Genomic DNA, 18,372 nt, shown 5'->3' on the forward strand with positions numbered 1-18,372 from the left:
CGATGGACTTCGCCTACGACGCCCGCACGAACGAACTCCGCGAGCAACTGCTGGCCTTCATGGACCAGCACGTGCACCCGGCGGAGGCGGCCCTCGCGCAGCAGCTCGCCGACCCGGCCCGCGAGGCCTGGAGCATCCCGCCCGTCGTCGCCGAACTCCAGGCCGAGGCGCGCAAACAAGGCCTGTGGAACCTCTTCCTCCCCGGGGAGGGCGGCGCCGGCCTGACCAACCTCCAGTACGCACCGCTCGCCGAAATCACCGGCCGCAGCCCGCACTTGGCCCCGCCCGCGCTCAACTGCGCGGCCCCCGACACCGGCAACATGGAACTGCTCGCCCAGTTCGGCACCGCCGAGCAGCGCGAGCGCTGGCTGCGCCCGCTGCTGGACGCCGAGATCCGCTCCGCCTTCGCGATGACCGAGCCCGAGGTCGCCTCCTCGGACGCCACCAACATCGCCACCCGGATCGAGCGCGACGGCGACGAGTACGTCGTCAACGGCCGCAAGTGGTACATCACCGGGGCGATGAACCCGCAGTGCCGGATCCTCATCGTGATGGGCAAGACCGACCCGGCCGCCGAACCGCATCGCCGGCAGAGCATGGTGCTCGTCCCGCGCGACACCCCCGGCGTCACCGTCAGGCGCGGCATGACGGTCTTCGGCTACGACGACGCGGACCACGGCGGCCACGCCGAGGTGCTGTTCGAGGACGTCCGCGTCCCGGTCGGGAACCTGATCGGGGAGGAGGGCGCGGGCTCCGCCATCGCCCAGGCCCGGCTCGGACCCGGCCGGATCCACCACTGCATGCGCGCGATCGGCATCGCCGAGCGCGCCCTGGAGTTGATGTGCCGCCGGGTGAACGGGCGGGTCGCCTTCGGCCGGCCGCTCGCCGAGCAGGGCGTGGTGCAGGACTGGATCGCCGAATCCCGGGTCAGGATCGAGCAGTTGAGGTTGCTCGTACTCAAGACCGCCTGGCTGATGGACACCGTCGGCAACCGGGGCGCGCACACCGAGATCCAGGCGATCAAGATCGCCACCCCGCGCACCGTCGAGTGGATCCTCGACAAGGCCGTCCAGGCGCACGGCGCCGCGGGCGTCAGCCAGGACACCCCGCTCGCGCAGCTCTGGGCCGGCAACCGCACCCTGCGGCTGGCCGACGGCCCGGACGAGGTGCACAAGCGCTCGCTGGCCCGGCGGGAGCTGCGGCGGCACCCGTAGGGGTGTCATACCGGAGTACTCAGGGGCGGGTTGGCTCCTGGGTATGACGGCCGCGGCCCGCCCCCGCCCGTACTGTCCTGATCAGCAGGTCGGCAGATCAGAAGGCCGGCAGGTCGACGGGGACGAGGAGAGACATCATGGGCGGGCGGGGACGGGCCGCGGCGGCGGTACTGCTGGCGGCGACGGCGGTGCTCGGAGTGGTCGGCGCCCCCGGGGCGGTGGCGGCAGCACCGGCGCCCGGGGCGGACGGCGGCGGCGAGCGGCAGGCCCGGGCCTGGCTGCCGGAGCCCACCGGGCCGTACCCGATCGGCACCACCACGCTGCACCTGACCGACGCCGGGCGGGAGGACCCCTGGAAGCCCGGGCAGCGCCGCGAGCTGATGATCAGCCTCTGGTACCCGACCGCCCGCCCGGCCGCCGGCGCCGACCGCGCCCGGTACATGGCGCCCGCCGCCGGCGAACACTTCGGCACCGAGGGCAGCATCGGCCAGGCGAACTACGGCGCCACGCCCGGCCGCACCGACTGGGCGGGCATCCGCACCCACGCCCGGACCGACGCCCCCGCCCTGCCCGGCGGCCCGCGTCCGGTGGTGCTGTACTCGGCCGGCCTCGGCGACCCGCGCACCTGGGGCACCGGGCTGGTCGAGGACCTGGCCTCGCGCGGCTACGTCGTGGTCACGCTGGACCACACCTACGAGGCCTCCGAAGTCGCCTTCCCCGACGGGGAGCTGGCCACCTCCGTGTTCCCCGCGCTGGTCGGACAGCCCGGCCTGGACATCGGCGCGGTGCTGCGCGAGTCGATGCGGACCAGGGTCGACGACACCCGCTTCGTACTGGACGAACTCGGCGGTCTGCGCCTGGACCCACGGCTGCCGGCCGGTCTCGCCGCCTCGCTGGACCTCGACCGGATCGGCATGGTCGGCCACTCGGCGGGCGGCTTCACCGCCCTCCAGGCCATGCACGACGACCCGCGCATCGCGGCCGGCGTCAACCTGGACGGCCAACTGCACTTCCCCGGCCCCGACGGTCACACCGGGGTGTACCTGCCCAGCGTCGCCCAGGACGGCCTGGACCGCCCGTTCCTGCTGATGGGCACCCGCAACGAGGACTCCGGGGACCACCACCGGCAGCCCGGCTGGGACGCCCTCTGGCAGCACAGCACCGGCTGGCACGCCGACGTCACGCTGAACGGCTCCCGGCACGGCTCCTACACCGACGCGCAGTCCCTGCTGCCCCAGCTCGCCCGGCAGGGCGCGATCACCCCGGAGCGGCTGAGCGCCGACGTCGGCGACATCCGCCCCGACCGGGCGGTGCTCGCCACCCGCTCCTACGTCGCGTCCTTCCTCGACCGCTGGCTGCGCGGACACGACGACCACCTGCTGGACGGGCCCTCGGCGCGCTTCCCGGAGATGGAGTACGCGCGGTAGGGCAACATCCGCCGACCACCGCACCGCGCTCCCGTCGAGCCTGCCGTCAGTCCCCGAGGACGGCGATCCGGCCGGTGCTGCGCCCGTCGGCGACGAGCTGGACGGCGTCGGCGGCCCCGGTGAGCGGCACCCGGGCGCTCACCAGGGGGCGGACCACCCCTTGGGCGGCGAGCCGGGTCAGTTCGTCGTGGGCGGCGCGGACGGCCTGCGGGTCGTGGGTGTTGTAGAGGCCCCAGTGCAGGCCGAGGATGGCGTAGTTCTTCACCAGCGCGTGGTTGAGCGCCGGTGCCGGGATCCGGCCGGCGGCGAAGCCGACCACCACGATCCGGCCCTCGAAGGCGACGCACTTGGCGGAGCCGGTGTAGGCGTCCCCGCCGACCGGGTCGAAGACCACGTCCGCGCCGCGCCCGCCGGTGAACTCCTTGACGGCGGCGACGAAGTCCCCGGCCTTCCGGTCCACCACCAGGTCGGCGCCGAGCGCCCGGGCCGCCTGCGCCTTGGCGGGGCCGCCGACCACGGCGACCACCCGGGCCCCGGCGGCCCGGCCCAGTTGGACCGCCGCGCTGCCCACGCCGCCCGCCGCCGCGTGCACCAGCAGCGTCTCGCCGGCCGCCAGCCGGGCCCGGCGGTGCAGGGCGAACCACGCGGTCTGGTAGCCGATGTGCAGCGCGGCCGCCTCGGCGTCGTCCAGCGCCCCGGGCGCGGGGAAGGCGGAGGCCGCGTCCAGCAGCGCGTACTCGGCGAAGGCGCCGTGCGGCAGCACCGGGTTGCCGATCAGCCGCTCGCCCCGCCGCGCGCCGTCCGCCACCTCGCCGCACAGCTCCACGCCGGGCGTGAACGGCAGCGGCGGGCGGACCTGGTACTGGCCGCGCACCATCAGCGCGTCCGGGAAGTTGACCGCCGCGGCCCGCACCCGGACCAGCAGCTGCCCCGGCCCGGCCACCGGCCGCGGCACATCCTCGGCCAGCCGCATCACCTCGCCCGGCTCGCCGAGCCGCTCCACCTGCCAGGCCCTCACAGCGCCTCGCTCCTCTCCAGCCCCTGCTGGAGCCGGTTCATCCCGTTGATCCAGCGGTCCGGTTCGGTGGCCCGGACCCGGTAGTACTCGGCGACCTCGGGGTGCGGCAGGATCAGGAAGCGGCCCTCGCGCAGCCCGGCCAGCGCCGCGTCGGCGACGTCCTCCGGGTCCAGCGCGGTGGGCGCGAGCAGTGCCTCGCCGACCGCACCGGTCGAGGTGAGCATGTCGGTGCGCACGCCCTGCGGGCAGAGCGCGTGCACCCGGACGCCGCGGTGGCGGTACGTCGCGGAGAGCCATTCGGCGAAGGCGAGCGCGCCGTGCTTCGTGACCGCGTACGGGGCCGATCCCAACATGGTGAGCAGCCCGGCGGCGGAGACCGTGGCGAGGAAGCGACCGCCGCCGCGCTCCAGCCAGCGGGGGAGCAGCAGGTCGGCGGCCCGGACGTGGGCGAGGACGTTGACCTCCCAGGCGCTCGCCCAGGCCGCGGCGGGCGCGTCGGCCCCGCCGACCGGGGCGACGCCCGCGTTGGCGCACCACACGTCGATCTCGCCGAGCGCGGCCCGGGCCTGCCCGACCAGGGCGGCCAGCCCCTCTGGGGAGGCGGCGTCCCCGGGGGCGGCGGTGCCGCCGCAGTCCCCGGCGACGGCGCGGGCGGCGCCGGCGTCCAGGTCGTTGACCACCACCCGGGCGCCGGCCGCGGCGAAGGCCCGGGCCAGGGCGGCGCCGATGCCGCGCCCGCCGCCGGTCACGACCACGCCCTGGCCGGCGAAGTCCGTCGCCGGAGCGTCCGTGTCCGCTGTGTCCGTTGCCGGGGCCTCCTGGCCCTCTGCCTCCGCGTCCGCCGCGCCGCTCACAGGCCGCCGCCGAGGGTGACGCCGCCGTCGACGACCAGGGTCTGGCCGGTGATCCAGGCGGCGTCCGCGGAGAGCAGGAAGGCGACCGCGCCCGCGACGTCCTCGGGCACGCCGAGCCGGCCGAGCGGGTAGGCGGCGGCGACCTGATCCTCCCGGCCCTCGTACAGGGCCTCGGCGAACCTGGTCTTGACCACGGCGGGGGCGACGGCGTTGACCCGGATGCCCTGGCCGCCCAGCTCGGCGGCGAGTTCGGTGGTGAGCCGGATCAGTGCGGCCTTGCTGACCCCGTACATGCCGATCCCGAGCGAGGAGCGGATGCCCGCGACGGAGGCCACGTTGACCACCGAGCCGCCGTGCTCGCCCATCCAGGCGGCGTGCGCGCGGCGGGTCCAGGCCAGCGGGGCCAGCACGTTGACGGCGAGGATCTTGGCGGCGGCGGCCTCGTCGGTGTCGAGGACCGGGCCGTAGAGGGGGTTGATGCCGGTGTTGTTGACCAGGTGGTCGAGCCGGCCGAAGGCCTCCAGGGTGCGGGCGACGGCCTCCTCCTGGTGGACCGGGTCGTCGGTCTTCCCGGCGACGGCGATGGCGTTCTCCGGCCCGCCCAGGTCGTGGACGGCCTCGGCGAGCGGCTCGGGGTTGCGGGCGGTCAGGCAGACCTTGGCGCCGCGGGCGACCAGCTCGCGTGCGATGCCGAGGCCGATGCCCCGGCTCGATCCGGTGACGACGGCCACCCGGCCCTTGAAGGAGTGCGCCACGGAGGGTCCTGCCTTTCGCACGGAACGTTCGACGGGGGTGCCGGGTGGACGGAGACGCCGGTTCGGCGGGGGTGCCTGGTCGGCGGGTGTGCCGGCCCATCGGCTGACTAAGCGCTTGCTCAGCATGGTGTCGGTGCGGGAGCCTGTCAACAGTCCGTCGACCGGGCGGCGGGAATGTGTGTACGAGTTCTCTGGGAGGATGGCGCCATGACCAGCACGCCCATCGCCGACCTCTGGCGCACCCTGCCCGGCGGCGCCGACTCCCGCCCCGAGGCGGCGTACCGGCTGCTCCAGGCGGCCGTCGAGTCCTTCGCGGAGCGCGGTTTCCACGCCACCACCACCCGGGACATCGCCACCGCCGCCGGGATGAGCCCGGCGGCGCTGTACATCCACTACCAGTCCAAGGCCGCGCTGCTGGCGGAGATCAGCCAGGCCGGGCACGCGGCCACGCTGGAGCTGGTCCGGGCGGCGGCGTCCGGCGAGGGCGGCCCGGTGGACCGGATGCGCCGGCTGGTCGAGGAGTTCACCGCCTGGCACGCCCGGGCCCGTACGGTCGGCCGGGTGGTCAACTACGAACTGCACGCGCTGCCCGAGGACGCCTACGCGGTGGTCGCGGCGCTGCGGCTGGACATCGAGCGCGAGGTCAGCGCGCTGATCGAGGCGGGCGTGAGGGCCGGTGTCTTCCAGGTGTCCGAGGTTCGGACGGCGGCCCGCGCGGTCACCTCGCTGGGCATCGACGTCTCCCGCTGGTTCACCGACCGCTCCACCGAGACGCCGGATGAACTCGGTGGTCGCTACGGCGAGTTGGTGCTGCGGATGCTCGGCGCCCGGATCTGATCCGCCGGGCCGACCGGCCAGTCCTCGACTTTCCGGACGTCCTCGGCCGGCGGTCGGTAGGATGACAACTCAGTTGCCATGTGCTCCGAGGAGGACCGATGACGCGTCAGACCGACGATGTTCCCGCCCTGCTGGCCGAGGCCTGGGCCTCCTGGGCGGAACGCGGCGCGGCCCTGGACGAGGCGTCGTGGGGGCTCGCCACCCGGTTGCCCGGCTGGACCGTCCGGGATCTGTACGCGCACGTGGCGCCGGTGCCGGAGATGTTCGCCGGGCTGCGCGGGGCCCTGGTGGACGGCCCAGCCGAGGTGACCACCGGGGTCGGCATCCTGCGGGCCTACAACCGGCCGGGCGGGATCGCGCACACCGCCGCCGAGCAGGTCGCCGAGGCGGCGAAGCAGACCGCCGCGGCGGCCGAACCGGCCGAGCTGGTCGCCCGGTTCGGGGCCGAGGGCCCGGCGGCCCTGGCCGGCATCGCCGACCTGTCGCCCACCGCCGCGGGGGCCCACCCGCTGCTCGGCTCGGTGACGGTCGGCGCGCTCGGCGAGGTGGCGCTGATGGAGGCGACCGTCCACCTGCTCGACCTGATCGCGGCGATCGGCGGCCCGCCACCGTCCGACGGCGCCCTGCACTTCACCCGCACCCTGCTCGCCGAGGTCGCCGACCCGGTGGCCTTCATCGAGGGGGCGGCCGGTCGCGGCACCACGGCGGTCCTGCCCGTCATCCGCTGACGCCGGGGCGCGGCGCGTAGGCCGCGACGGCGGAGCTGTGCCCGGGGTGGACGGCGGCCGGGCCCGCGCCCCGTCGGCCGGGCCTGTGGGGGCCGTCGCCGCAGGTCCCGGGTCTCGGGGCCGGTTCGCGGGCTGTGGCACGATGCCCGCAGGCCGGTCACCAGGGACGGCCCGCGCCACGCCGCAGGCACGAGCGGCGGGCGGTTCCACCGCACGCAGAATGAGGACCCGCCATGTCCGAGACCATCCCCAGCCATGCCCGGCCCACCGGGCAGCCCGCCTTCCGCCCCGCCACCCTCGCCGACGTACCGGCGCTGGTCGAGCTGGTCGAGTCCGCCTACCGCGGCGACGCCAGCCGGGCCGGCTGGACCACCGAGGCGGACCTGCTGGAGGGCCAGCGCACCGACGCCGAGGGCGTCGCCGAGGTCATCGGCCGCTCCGACGGGGTGCTGCTGGTCGCCGAGCGGGACGGCCAGTTGGTCGCCTGCTGCCAGCTGGAGCACCGCGGGGACCGTGCGTACTTCGGCATGTTCTCGGTGCGCCCCGGGCTCCAGGGCGGCGGCCTCGGCCGGGCCGTGCTCGCCGAGGCCGAGCGGCTGGCCGGCGAGGAGTGGGGCGTGGGCGAGCTGGAGATGACCGTGATCGAGCAGCGCGCCGACCTGATCGCGTGGTACGAGCGGCGCGGCTTCCGCCGGACCGGGGTCTTCACCCCGTTCCCGTACGGCGACGAGCGTTTCGGTGTCCCGCTGCGCCCTGATCTGCGGTTCGAGAAGCTGACGAAGGAGCTGACGAAGGCGCTGAACGGGTCGCTGGAGGAGGCCTGACCGACGGGGCGCGGGCCGGCGGTGCTCGGGGTCGAATCCATGATCGCTTGACGGTTCGTCGGTACGTGATGCCATGTCAAGTCACTGACCAGGGGCGATGCGGAGATGTCACACCTCGTTCATGATTGGTCTAGGCCAATGTGAGAGGCTGAGGGCGAACGGCCACGTTCCGTCCCATGCCCAGGGGGGCCACTTCCGCATGCCCGTACTCCATGGCACCGCCATGCCCGCGCCCGAGGCCGGCCCGCGCCGGATCCCCGCGGACCCCGACCTCCGCCTGCCCAGCCCGCCCGACGACGAGGAGCTCTACTGGTACTTCGGCCCGCAGCGCCGCTGGGTGCTGCTCTGCGCCACCCTCTCCTACGCGGGAGCCACCGCCACCCTCGGCCTGTTCGCCCTCAGCCGGCCGCTGCTCTGGCCCTTCCTGGTGCTCACCGTGCTCAACGCGGCCACCTGGCTGCTCTCGCTCACCGACGGCCAGCGCGCCCGCCGCTACACCCGCGACTCGCACGACCTGCTGATGCGCGCCTGGCAGCCCGCCCGCCACCCGAGCGTCGACCTGCTGCTGCCGACCGCCGGCGAGCCGCTGGCCGTCCTGGAGAACGCCTACCGCCACACCGCCGCCGTCCAGTGGGCCGGCGCGCTGACCGTCATCGTCCTCGACGACGCCGCCCGCCCCGAGGTGCGCGAACTCGCCGAGTCCTACGGCTTCCAGTACCGGGCCCGCCCCGACCGCGGCCGGTTCAAGAAGGCCGGCAACCTCAACCACGGCCTGGCCGAGGGCAACGGCGAGATCGTCGCCGTCCTGGACGCCGACTTCTGCCCCCGCCCCGACTTCCTGCACCACCTGGTGCCCTACCTCGACAACCCCGAGGTCGGCATCGTGCAGAGCCCGCAGTGCTTCGACACGGACGCCGACATGTCCTGGCTCGAACGCGCCGCGGGAGCCACCCAGGAGATCTTCTACCGCTGGATCCAGCCCTCCCGGGACGCGCAGGACGGCACCGTCTGCTGCGGCACCAACGCCCTCTACCGCCGCGCCGCACTCATGCGCGTCGGCGGCTTCGCCGAGATCGACCACAGCGAGGACCTCTACACCGGCCTCTCGCTCGCCCGCGCCGGGTGGACCACCCGGTACGTGCCCGCCCTGGTCGCCAAGGGCATGTCGCCCACCGGCCTCCCGGCCTTCATCAGCCAGCAGTACCGCTGGTGCCTCGGCTCCCTGGCGCTCGTCCGCGACCCGGACTTCCGCCGCGGACCGCTCCCTCGCTCCGCCCGGCTCTGCTTCTGGAACGGCATCCTCGGCTACGTCACCAGCGCGGTGAACGTCTTCGCCGTCCCGCTGCCGGCCCTGATCATGCTGTTCTTCGCCCCCGGTGAGATCCAGCCGTGGCAGGTGCTGCCGTTCCTGCCGCCGATCTGGGTCTCGCTCGTCCTGCTGCCCGCGATGTCCCGCACCCGCTGGCGCTTCGAGGTCACCCGGGTCCAACTCCTCGGCGGACTCTGCCACGTGGTCGCCATCGCGCACGCGCTGCGCCGCCGCAGTGCCGACTGGGTGCCCACCGGCGCCGTGTCGGGCGGCAGTTCACTGGCCAAGGCGGTCGCCCGGATCGGCGTCGGCTGGCTGGGGTTCGTCGTCCTCGCGGGCATCGCCGGACTCGTGCGCGCGGCCGTGCTGTACGGCTGGCAGCCCTACTGGGCGCTCACCGCGCTGCTCGCGCTCACCGCGTACACCATGATCCCGCTGATCCGGTCCCTGTGGCCGCTCCTGCGCGGTGGCAACGGGGCCGCCGTCGGAGAGGTCGCCCCGCCCGTGCGGCGCCGGTCCGACCTGGGATTCGGCCACGCGGAGGCCGTCGCCGTCACCGCCGTGCTGCTGCTCTGCGGGCTGCTGGCCTCCGGCTGGGCCGATCCGCTGATCTTCTGACGATCCGTCAACTCCGCTCGTCGATTCCGCTCCATCAACTCCTGACGTCAAAGTCGATGTCTGACGACCCATCAACTTCGTTCGGATCCACCGCGTTTCCCAGCGCGTCGCCCCACCGGCGCGGATGCGCCGCCCGGCCGCCCCATCGGCCCGGCGGTCCCGACCACCCGCTGCCTGCCCCTGCGAGGAGCACCGCCGTGTCAACGGCCGTACCACCACCGTCGTCGTCCCCTTCCTCCCCTGCCGCCACCGCCTCGGCCGAGCTGCTGCCCGGCGTCGTCCGAATGGACCGGCAGGCCGCGCCCGAGCGGCGCCCCTCCGCAGAAGCCGTCGCACCGCCGCAGGCCCAGCGGCGCACCGGCTTCCGCCCCGACATCGAGGGCCTGCGCGGCGTCGCCGTCCTCTCCGTCCTCGCCTACCACGCCGCCGTTCCCGGCTTCGCCGGCGGCTACGTCGGCGTCGACGTCTTCTTCGTCATCTCCGGCTTCCTCATCACCGGACTGCTGCTCGGCCGCCCGATCGGCCTGTGGGACTTCGCCGCCCGCCGCGCCCGCCGCATCCTGCCCGCCGCCGCCACCGTCCTGGTCGCCACCGCCGTCGCCGGTGGCGCGCTGCTCGACCCGCTGCGCGGCACCGACCTCGCCCGCGACCTGATGGCCTCCGCCGGACAGTTCGTCAACTGGCGCTTCGTCGGCCAGCAGACCGACTACCTGGCCGCCGAACACGCCCCGAGCCCGCTCCAGCACTTCTGGTCGCTCGGCGTGGAGAACCAGTTCTACCTGCTGTGGGGCGTTCTGCTGCTCGGCCTCGCCCGCTTCCTGCACGGCCGCCGCCGCACCGTCGCGATCACCCTGGCCACCACGGCCATCGGCGCGGTCTCGTTGCTGCTGTGCGTCCGGTGGACGGCGACCTCGGCGCCGCTCGCCTACTTCTCCACCGGCAGCCGGCTCTGGGAGTTCGCGGCCGGCGCGTGCGCGGCGCTGCTCGCCGGCGCGCTGGCCGGCCGCACGCAGCGGCGCGGAACGGCCTGGTCGCTGCGACTGCTCGGCTGGGCCGGCGCCGCCGCCGTCCTCGCGTCGATCCTGCTCTACGACCGGAACACCCCCTTCCCCGGCACCGCCGCGCTGGTGCCCGTCCTCGGCGCCGCCGCCGTCCTGCTCGCCGGCCCCGCCCACCGCGCGCTCGGCGCCACCGACGCCGGGCGCCTCCTCGACAGCCGCCCGCTGCGCGCCGCCGGACGCCTGTCGTACGCCTGGTACCTCTGGCACTGGCCGGTGCTGACCATCGCCCAGGCCCGCTACGGCGCCCTGCCCTGGACCACCCTGGCCGCCCTCGCCGCAGCCAGCGCGCTGCCCGCCTGGCTCACCATGCGGCTCGTCGAACAGCCGCTGCGCTACGGCAGCAGCCCGGCGCCGCGCCGGGGCCTCGCGGTCGGCGCCAGCGCGCTCGTCATCCCGCTGATCGCCGCCCTCACCCTGGGTGGCGGCACGGTCCGCGCCCTCGGTGGCACCGCCGACACCCCCTCCGCCGCCCCGGCCGGGGCCCCGACCGGCCCCACCCTGCTCGCCCCCGGCGCGCGGGTGCTCGGCCTGACCCCCTCGCTGGCCCGCGCCCGGGAGGACTTCCCGCCCGGCAAGGGCTGCGAGATCCCGCTGAACGCCGACAGCAGCCCGCGCTGCCTGTTCGGCGCCGAGGACAGCCCCGACCGGATCGTGCTGCTCGGCGACTCGCACGCCGGCCAGTGGATATCCTCCGCACTCGCGATGGCCGAGCAGCGACACTGGGCCCTGGAGGTCCTGGTCAAGCCCGGCTGCCCGCTCGCCACCCTCACCGTGCGCAACAACGTCCTCGGCCGCACCTTCGAGGAGTGCGACCGCTGGCGCGAGAACACCCTCACCCGGCTCACCTCCGGGCCCAGGCCGCGCCTCGTCCTGATGGCCGGCCTCAACCGCTACGGCAGCCAGGAGGAACGCACCCAGGGCTGGACCCGCACCCTGGACCGCCTCGCCGCCGTCGGCGCCCCGCTCGCCTACCTCGGCGACACCCCGATGCCCGGCAAGGACATCCCGACCTGCCTCGCCGCATCCGACGGCCGCTCGGACGCCTGCTTCTTCCCGCGCGACACCGCCTTCGAGCCGGACCCGATGCTCGACGGCGGCCTCGCCGCCCGCTACGGCGTCCGCACCCTGGACCTGGGCCCGCTGCTGTGCCCCGGCAGCGGACCGGACTGCCCGGCGGTGCTGGAAGGCGTGGTGCTGTACCGCGACACCGGCCACATCACCGACACCCTGGCCCGCGTCCTGGCGCCGCGCCTGGACAAGGGAATCCTGGAGGCGGCCGGGTAGCGCGGCTCCACCGCCTGGGGCGCCCCGCCGGATCGGTCCGGCGGGGCGCCCTCGTCGTGCGGGTGCGGGTGCGGCCGCCGCAGGCGTTTTTTCAGCCGTAGATGCTGTGGCAGAGGCGGGCCTGCTCCGAGCCCGCGGGCCAGCGGCCGACGCGTTCGGCCTGGTCGCAGATGCCGCCCGCGCCGAGGGTGGGCAGCGCCGTGCCGGGGGCCGGAGCCGCCGGGGTGGCGCCGGCGGGGGCGGTGCCGTGGGCCGACGGCGAGGGGTGCGCGGTGCGGCCGGGCTTCGGGTGCGCGGTCGCCGCGTGCTGCGCGTCGGCCGGCTCGTCCTCGTTCGGCGCGGCCGCCGCGGTGGCCGTGGCCAGGGCCGGTCCGGCGCCCTGTGGCGTGGGCGGCGGCAGCGGGGACGGCGCGGGCGTGGTGGGGAGCGGGGAGAACGCGGGCGGGTCCGGAGCCGCCGGGTCGGACGCGGAGGGGGAGGCGTGCGGCAGGGCCACCACGTCCAGCTCGTCTCCCGACCCCGGCCCGCACATCGCCAGGACGGCGGCGAGGACGGCGACGGTCCCGACGGTCGCGGCGGCCCACACCTTCCGCGACCGCCGCGACGCCGGTGCGGGCGCCGGAACGGGGGCCGGCGCGAACCCGGTGGGTACCGGGGGTGGCTGCCACGCGTCCTGCGGCCACTGCCACTGTCCTCCGGTGGGCTGCCCAGTCATCTTGTCGTCCTTCCAGCGCCGAACCCCCCACCGAATCCCCCGTCATGCCTTCCCCGTGCTCAACGAGCGCGCCGACGCCGGGACATGACCCGGAAGAGGGGTCTGGAGGGGCGCCGATTGCCACCGCGCCACATGCTGGGGGCATGGAGACCAACAGCACGTCCAAGCACCTGGTCGAGGTGGCCGACTTCCGGACCGACAGCCGCTACCGCCTGGTCCACTTCGAGGGCCACGGCTGGGAGCCGCTCGCCCCCGAGGAGTTCGAGCCCCGGATCCACCAGCTCTTCCCGGACCTCGACCCGCGAGATCCGGTCCGCGTCCACTGGGCGGATCGCCCCTGGGAGTGGCCCCTCTGGCACCCCGGCGAGGCGTGAGCCGCGCTTTCGTTACGCTGTCCGGGTGAGCGTGGATCATTTCTGGCGCCGCCTGCCCGGCCAGGAGGTCGACACCTGCTCGCCGACGGAACTCGGCGAGCTCGTCCCCGACCGGCAGGACGTCCGCTACGACCAGCTGGCCTCCGCCGGGCTCCTCCTGGGCGTGCGGAGCACCGCCCGGCTGATGGAACTGGCCCTCACCGAGAACGGCCTGCACCCCGACCCGGCCGCCCGCCTGCCCGTGTACGGCGGCGAGCGCCGTGAACCCGACGCCGCGCAGACCGATCCGCTGGTGCTGAGCCCCGCGCAGGTCGCGGCCGCCTTCACCTTCCTGCGCGACTCGGCGCTCGGCGAACTCGTGCGCCAGCAGGACACCGTGCTGGCCCGGACGGTCGCGCGCCTCGGGTACCCGACGCCGTGGTCCGAGACCTGGGCGTCCCGGGTGGTCGCCGACCTGCGGGAGCTGCGGGACTTCTTCGCCCACGCGGCGGCGGCCGGTGACGCGGTGGCCGTCCGGGACCGGAAGGCATGATCGGGGTGGACGAGTTGGGCGGGGTGGAGGACGTGAAAGGGGTGGGCGGGGTGGAGGACGTGAAAGGGATGGACGGGCTTTCGAGCACCGCCGGTTACGCCGAGGCGGCGGAGGAACTCGCCGTCCAGTACGAGAGCGTGACCTTCGCCGAGGTCCACGCGGACCTGCTGCACAGCTACCCGCCCCCGCCCGCCGCCGTCCTCGACGTGGGGGCCGGCACCGGGCGCGACGCGGCCGCCCTCGCCGCCCTCGGCCATCCGGTGGTGGCCGTCGAGCCGACCGCCGAACTCCGTTCCGTCGCCGAGCGGTTGCACGTGGGCTCCGGCGTGCGCTGGGTCGCCGACGCGCTGCCCGAGCTGCCGCGGCTGAGCGCCGGCGCCGAACGCTTCGACCTGGTCCTGCTGACCGCCGTCTGGATGCATCTCGCCCCCGCCGAGCGGCCGTTGGCGATGGCCGCCCTCGGTCGGCTGCTGGCCCCGGGCGGGCGCCTCGCCCTGACCCTGCGCCACGGCCCCGTCCCGCCGGGCCGCCGGATGTTCGACGTCCCGCCCGAGGAGACCGTCGCGCTCGCCGCCGCCCGGGGCCTGCGACTGCTCCACCGCGCCGAACGCGGCGACCTGCACGGCCGGTCCGGGGTCCGCTGGACGAGCCTGGTCTTCGGGTAGGCCGCTCTCCTGCGGTCCGGGCCGCGCCTACGCGGTACGGGGGTCAGTTCACGTCGACGTTGTCGAAGAGTTCGAGCATCTGCGTGAGGACGTGTACGCAGGCGGTCAGGTCGGCGTCGGTCAGCTCGCCGCCGACCTGGCGGAGCAGGGCGTGCTCGCGGGCGCTCGCGGCGGAGACGGCGGCCCTGCCGTGGTCGGTCAGCCGGATCAGCGAGGACCGCTGGTGGGCGGGGTTCGGGGTGATCTCGACCAGGTCCAGGGCTACCGCGTCGTTGACCATGCGTTGCACGAACTGCCTGCTCAGCGCTTGTGCGCGGCCCATCTGAGGGACGGTCATGGGCCCGTGCTCCGCGAGCAGGAGCAGCACGGCGCGCACGCCGACGGACAGCCCCTCGATGGGAGCCGCGAGTTCCACCTTGCGGAGCACCCGCCGGTACAGCGGGCCGACCAGGTCGAACACGTCCATGAGCCGGTGGGCGAGGACGTCGGGCGGGAGCGGGGCATCGGTATCGGTCACCCCGTCATCATGGCACCTGGGTTGCCAATCCTCGCGGGGGATGACAACTTGGTTGTCATGACTGACGCATCCGACGTGTTCTCGTTCGACGACGGCCGCAGCCACCTCGCCTACCGTGACATCGGGTCGGGCCGACCCCTGGTGCTGGTGCACGGCGGCCTGCTCGACCACCGCATGTGGAGCGACCAGATCGCCGCCTTCGCGGCCGACTACCGGGTGATCGCGCCGGACGCCCGCGGCCACGGCGAATCCTCCAACGCGACCGGCCCGTTCCGGCACACCGACGACCTCGCGGCCCTGCTGCGCCACCTCGGCACCGGCCCCGCGATCCTCGTCGGGCTGTCGATGGGCGGCGCCATCGCCGTCGACACCGCGCTCGAACACCCGGACGTGGTCGAGGCGTTGGTCGTCAGCGGCGTCGGCACCAGCGAACCCGAGTTCAAGGACCCGTGGCTCGGCGAGATCGAGGCCGAGGAGGCCCGCGCCATGGCCGCGGGCGACCTCGAAGGCTGGATCACGGCGTTCACCCGGCTCGCGGCCGGCCCGCACCGCACCCTCGACGACGTCGACCCGGACATCGTGCGCACGTTGAAGGACATGACCCGGCGAACCCTCGCCAAGCACACCCCCACCGAACCCGACCACCAGGTGCCCGTCACCGACACTTGGGCGCGGGCGGCGAAGATCGGCGTCCCGGTGCTGGCCATCAACGGCGGGATCGACTCCGACGACCACCTCGGCATGGCCGAACGCCTCGTCCGCAGCGTCGCCGACGGCCGTACGGCGACGGTCGACGGCACCGGCCACTACCCCAACATGGAACGCCCGGACGCCTTCAACGAGCTCCTCGACGACTTCCTTCGGACCCTGCCGGTGCACGGGGGCTGACGGTGGATCCTGCTCACGGGCGCCTTCCGGATGGAGTCTCACCCCAAGGCTGACAGCGGCAGTTCGCCACCGGCTGGCCGGACGGCCAGCCGGGCCGCTTCGCGCTCGTCATGGACCCGCACGGCGCGCCGTGGTTCACCGGGGCGGGGCGCCGAAGTCCTCGGCGACCAGCCGGTCGGCCCAGCGCCGGAGGGCCGGGGCGAGGGGCGGGTGGACGAGGCCGGCGGCGGTGGCGAGGTGGTCGGCGGAGGTGGTGTCGTAGCGGTCCTCGGAGAGGAAGCCGAGGGTCTCCGGGTCGGCGCCGGTGAGGGCGCGGGGGAGGCGGCGGACGATGGCGACGGGGACCAGGCCGCGGGGCGGGCGGACGCCGAGGTGGGCGGCGATGAGCGCGATCAGGTCCGGGAGCACGGGGGTGGCGGGGTCGAGGACGGTGTGGGCCATCAGGGCGGAGCCGTCGGGGGCGGGGGTGGTGGCGCTGTCGTGCGCGGGGACGGCGGCGAGGAAGCGGGCCAGGTGGTCGACGGTGACCACGGGCAGGAAGGTGCGGCGGGTGCCGGGCAGCAGCGGCAGGCGGCCGCGGTGCAACTGGCGGACGAGCTGGGCCAGGCCGAGGTACTGGCCGGCCTCGCCGGTCCGCGAGTGGCCGATGACGCTGCTGGGGTTGACGGTGGTGAGCGGGACGCCGAGTCGGGGTGCGGTGACCCGGACGGCGGCGTCGCCGAGCAGCTTGGAGGCCTCGTACGCGCCGAGGCACGCGTAGGCGGCGGTGGTGGCGCGGGGACTGGGCGGGTACAGCGGCTGCGGGTCGCGGCCGACGCGGTAGCCGGAGAGGTGGACCAGGCGGCGCAGCCGGGGCCGGGTGGCGGACCAGTGGAGGGCGTGCAGGGCGCCGTGGACGTTGGCGGGTTCGGCCTGGGCGCGGGTGAGGCCGAACTGGTAGCGGGCGGCGAGGTTGTGGACGTCGCGGACCTCGGTGAGCCGGGCGTCGTCCTCGGGGGAGAGGCCGAGGCCGGGGCGGGTGAGGTCGGCGGCGACGGTGGTCAGCGCGGTGTCGTCGGCGTCGTGGGTGCGCAGCCAGCGGCGTAGTTCGGTGTCGCGGCCGACGCCGCGCACGGCGGCGGCCACGGGCTCGCCGCGGGTGAGGAGTTCGAGGACGAGCCAGCGGCCGAGGAAGCCGGTGGCGCCGAGGACGAGGGTGCGGGGCGATGGCGGGAGGGGCGGCATGGGGCAACTCCTGGAGCTGGAATCTGTAGACCGGTCTGCATATTTTTTGGGCGCGAGGAGACTTCGGGCACGGGAGATTCGGGCACAAGGAATCGGGAGGGTCGGAAGGGGCGGAGCCGCGCACCGGTCGGCGGCGGCTCCGCCCGCGACGCCCTACGCGGTGCGGGCGGCCGGCTTGGCGCAGAGCAGGTGGCGGACGGCGTGCAGCGCGTGGTCCAGCGGCTCGCGGCTGCGCCGGACCGACGCGAGCAGGACCGCGCCCTCCATCAGCGCCAGTGCCTGCCCGGCCGCCGTCGCGGCCTCGGCCGGCTGGAAGCCCTCGGCCTCCAGCCGGCCGGCCAGCACGCGCTGCCAGCTCTCGTACACCTCCGCGCAGACGGCGCGCAGCGGCTCGTTGGTGCCGGCGACCTCCAGGGCGACGGTCGCGATCGGGCAGCCCTTGGTGTAGTCGGAGCCCGCCAGTCGCTCGGCGAAGACCTCCGTGAGCCGCTCGGTGAGCGCTCCGCTGTCGGCGCCCTCGGCGGCCAGCGCGGCGAGCAGGTCCTCGACCTCCTGTCCGGCCTGGACGAGGGAGGCGGCGACCAGTTGGTCCTTGCCCTCGGGGAAGTGGAAGTAGAGCGAGCCGCGCGGTGCGCCCGTCGCGGCCACGATCTGGTTGAGGCCGGTCCCGAAGTAGCCCTGTGCCTCGATCAGCGTCCGGGTGCCGGCGATCAGCCGGGCCCGGGTTTCCTCACCCTTGACTCCCATGCGGAAAACAATAGACCGGTCTGCATATTCCTGTCGACGGGCCTCAGCGCCTGGCCTCAGTACCGGGCCTCAGTACCGCGTCTCAAAGCCGGGCCTCAGCACCGGGCCTCGGACGGGAAGCCGGTCCAGCACAGCTCGTCGGGCAGGTGGCGCATGTCGTTGTGGAGCAGCACGTAGGAGGGGCGGCCGGGTGTGTAGCGGATGACGGTCAGCGCCGCGTTGCAGGAGTTGAGGCCGAGCCAGCGCCAGGCAGGGGCGCTGAGGGCGTGCCGGAGCAGCCAGCCGATCAGGAACGCGTGGGTGACGACCAGTTCGTGCCGGTCCTCGCCGCCCGCCACCGGACCGGTGAACCGCTGGACGGCCCGGCGCGCCAGCTCCGGGCCGCGGGCGCGCTCCTCCGCCGTGGACTGCGCGAGGAAGTCCAGCAGGTAGTCGGCGCTGTCGGCGGGCAGTTCGTGCCGCTCCGGGACGTACGGCACGTAGTCGCCGGCCTCCTCGCAGACCGTCGGGACCGCGCCGGCCTGCCAGCCGCCGCCCAACTGCCCGCCGCCCAACTGCTCGGCGATCAGCCGGGCGCTCTGCGCGGCCCGGGGCAGCGGTCCGTGGTGCACGGCTGCGATGGGGCGGTCCGCCAGCCGCCGTCCGAGCAGGACGGCCTGTCGGCGTCCGTCGGCCGTGAGCCCGCTGCCGTCCGGCGCGGCCTCGCCGTGGCGGGTCAGGTAGAGGTAGCGGGTGGCGGACTCGGCCATGCTCCGGGACTCCTTCGTTCGTGTCGGCGTGC

At 74.9% G+C, this 18,372-nt stretch carries 19 protein-coding genes; 11 read left to right on the top strand and 8 right to left on the bottom strand.

The window, feature by feature from the left end; genetic code table 11:
- Nucleotides 1-2 precede the first annotated feature (2 nt).
- Nucleotides 3-1,214, top strand: a complete 1,212-nt coding sequence (locus tag ACIP37_RS06625; RefSeq protein ID WP_400843414.1) for an acyl-CoA dehydrogenase family protein — start codon at nt 3-5, stop codon at nt 1,212-1,214.
- 137 nt (nt 1,215-1,351) lie between these two features.
- Entirely contained in the window at nt 1,352-2,641 is a 1,290-nt protein-coding gene (locus ACIP37_RS06630; protein ID WP_400843417.1) for an alpha/beta hydrolase family protein, read from the top strand.
- 46 nt (nt 2,642-2,687) lie between these two features.
- On the opposite strand, the gene ACIP37_RS06635 is transcribed toward ACIP37_RS06630, so the two are convergent.
- From ACIP37_RS06635 to ACIP37_RS06645, 3 genes are all read right to left on the bottom strand, one after another.
- On the bottom strand, nt 2,688-3,659 hold the full coding sequence (locus ACIP37_RS06635) for an NADPH:quinone oxidoreductase family protein (protein ID WP_363629873.1): 972 nt from the start codon (nt 3,657-3,659) through the stop codon (nt 2,688-2,690).
- Nucleotides 3,656-4,414: an SDR family oxidoreductase gene (locus tag ACIP37_RS06640; protein ID WP_400843479.1), complete on the bottom strand. Its 759-nt coding sequence runs from the start codon at nt 4,412-4,414 to the stop codon at nt 3,656-3,658. Before ACIP37_RS06640 ends, ACIP37_RS06635 begins: the two co-directional genes overlap by 4 nt.
- A gap of 95 nt (nt 4,415-4,509) precedes the next feature.
- Complete coding sequence (locus ACIP37_RS06645; RefSeq protein ID WP_400802694.1) at nt 4,510-5,268, bottom strand: SDR family oxidoreductase; 759 nt, start codon at nt 5,266-5,268, stop codon at nt 4,510-4,512.
- A gap of 207 nt (nt 5,269-5,475) precedes the next feature.
- Here ACIP37_RS06645 and ACIP37_RS06650 point away from each other — a divergent pair, with 207 nt between their 5' ends.
- The 5 genes from ACIP37_RS06650 to ACIP37_RS06670 all read left to right on the top strand — a co-directional run bounded on the left by ACIP37_RS06650 (nt 5,476) and on the right by ACIP37_RS06670 (nt 11,929).
- Complete coding sequence (locus tag ACIP37_RS06650; RefSeq protein ID WP_363584819.1) at nt 5,476-6,105, top strand: TetR/AcrR family transcriptional regulator; 630 nt, start codon at nt 5,476-5,478, stop codon at nt 6,103-6,105.
- Between the two features lie 98 nt (nt 6,106-6,203).
- Complete coding sequence (locus tag ACIP37_RS06655) at nt 6,204-6,833, top strand: maleylpyruvate isomerase N-terminal domain-containing protein (RefSeq protein ID WP_400843421.1); 630 nt, start codon at nt 6,204-6,206, stop codon at nt 6,831-6,833.
- 233 nt (nt 6,834-7,066) lie between these two features.
- Nucleotides 7,067-7,657, top strand: coding sequence for a GNAT family N-acetyltransferase (locus tag ACIP37_RS06660; protein ID WP_363584823.1), 591 nt, complete (start codon nt 7,067-7,069; stop codon nt 7,655-7,657).
- 199 nt (nt 7,658-7,856) lie between these two features.
- Entirely contained in the window at nt 7,857-9,584 is a 1,728-nt protein-coding gene (locus tag ACIP37_RS06665; protein ID WP_363584825.1) for a cellulose synthase catalytic subunit, read from the top strand.
- Nucleotides 9,585-9,781: 197 nt separating this feature from the next.
- On the top strand, nt 9,782-11,929 hold the full coding sequence (locus ACIP37_RS06670; RefSeq protein WP_400802687.1) for an acyltransferase family protein: 2,148 nt from the start codon (nt 9,782-9,784) through the stop codon (nt 11,927-11,929).
- Between the two features lie 91 nt (nt 11,930-12,020).
- Here ACIP37_RS06670 and ACIP37_RS06675 read toward each other — a convergent pair whose 3' ends face one another.
- Nucleotides 12,021-12,644 (bottom strand): hypothetical protein, encoded by a 624-nt coding sequence (locus tag ACIP37_RS06675; protein WP_400802684.1) that lies wholly within the window; start codon nt 12,642-12,644, stop codon nt 12,021-12,023.
- A gap of 143 nt (nt 12,645-12,787) precedes the next feature.
- On the opposite strand from ACIP37_RS06675, the gene ACIP37_RS06680 reads away from it, so the two are divergent.
- From ACIP37_RS06680 to ACIP37_RS06690, 3 genes are read left to right on the top strand one after another with little or no spacing between them, the layout of a single operon-like run.
- Nucleotides 12,788-13,018, top strand: a complete 231-nt coding sequence (locus ACIP37_RS06680) for a hypothetical protein (protein ID WP_063350865.1) — start codon at nt 12,788-12,790, stop codon at nt 13,016-13,018.
- 25 nt (nt 13,019-13,043) lie between these two features.
- Nucleotides 13,044-13,550, top strand: a complete 507-nt coding sequence (locus tag ACIP37_RS06685) for a hypothetical protein (RefSeq protein ID WP_400843425.1) — start codon at nt 13,044-13,046, stop codon at nt 13,548-13,550.
- The gene (locus ACIP37_RS06690) at nt 13,547-14,215 is read left to right on the top strand and encodes a class I SAM-dependent methyltransferase (RefSeq protein WP_400843428.1); all 669 of its coding nucleotides are present in this window, start codon (nt 13,547-13,549) and stop codon (nt 14,213-14,215) included. Before ACIP37_RS06685 ends, ACIP37_RS06690 begins: the two co-directional genes overlap by 4 nt.
- Nucleotides 14,216-14,258: 43 nt before the next feature.
- Here the strand turns inward: ACIP37_RS06690 and ACIP37_RS06695 are convergent, their stop codons facing one another.
- The gene (locus ACIP37_RS06695) at nt 14,259-14,732 is read right to left on the bottom strand and encodes a MarR family winged helix-turn-helix transcriptional regulator (protein ID WP_363584836.1); all 474 of its coding nucleotides are present in this window, start codon (nt 14,730-14,732) and stop codon (nt 14,259-14,261) included.
- A gap of 57 nt (nt 14,733-14,789) precedes the next feature.
- Here ACIP37_RS06695 and ACIP37_RS06700 point away from each other — a divergent pair, with 57 nt between their 5' ends.
- Nucleotides 14,790-15,620: an alpha/beta fold hydrolase gene (locus ACIP37_RS06700; RefSeq protein WP_400843431.1), complete on the top strand. Its 831-nt coding sequence runs from the start codon at nt 14,790-14,792 to the stop codon at nt 15,618-15,620.
- Nucleotides 15,621-15,755: 135 nt separating this feature from the next.
- On the opposite strand, the gene ACIP37_RS06705 is transcribed toward ACIP37_RS06700, so the two are convergent.
- From ACIP37_RS06705 to ACIP37_RS06715, 3 genes are all read right to left on the bottom strand, one after another.
- Nucleotides 15,756-16,844 carry an SDR family oxidoreductase gene (locus ACIP37_RS06705; protein WP_400843434.1) on the bottom strand — a complete coding sequence of 363 codons (1,089 nt, stop codon included), beginning with the start codon at nt 16,842-16,844 and terminating at the stop codon, nt 15,756-15,758.
- 153 nt (nt 16,845-16,997) lie between these two features.
- Nucleotides 16,998-17,591 carry a TetR/AcrR family transcriptional regulator gene (locus ACIP37_RS06710; RefSeq protein ID WP_400843437.1) on the bottom strand — a complete coding sequence of 198 codons (594 nt, stop codon included), beginning with the start codon at nt 17,589-17,591 and terminating at the stop codon, nt 16,998-17,000.
- Nucleotides 17,592-17,686: 95 nt separating this feature from the next.
- Nucleotides 17,687-18,340 (bottom strand): histidine phosphatase family protein, encoded by a 654-nt coding sequence (locus tag ACIP37_RS06715; RefSeq protein WP_400843440.1) that lies wholly within the window; start codon nt 18,338-18,340, stop codon nt 17,687-17,689.
- Nucleotides 18,341-18,372: the final 32 nt, after the last annotated feature.

The organism is Kitasatospora sp. NPDC088861, from assembly GCF_044750105.1.
Lineage (GTDB): Bacteria > Actinomycetota > Actinomycetes > Streptomycetales > Streptomycetaceae > Kitasatospora.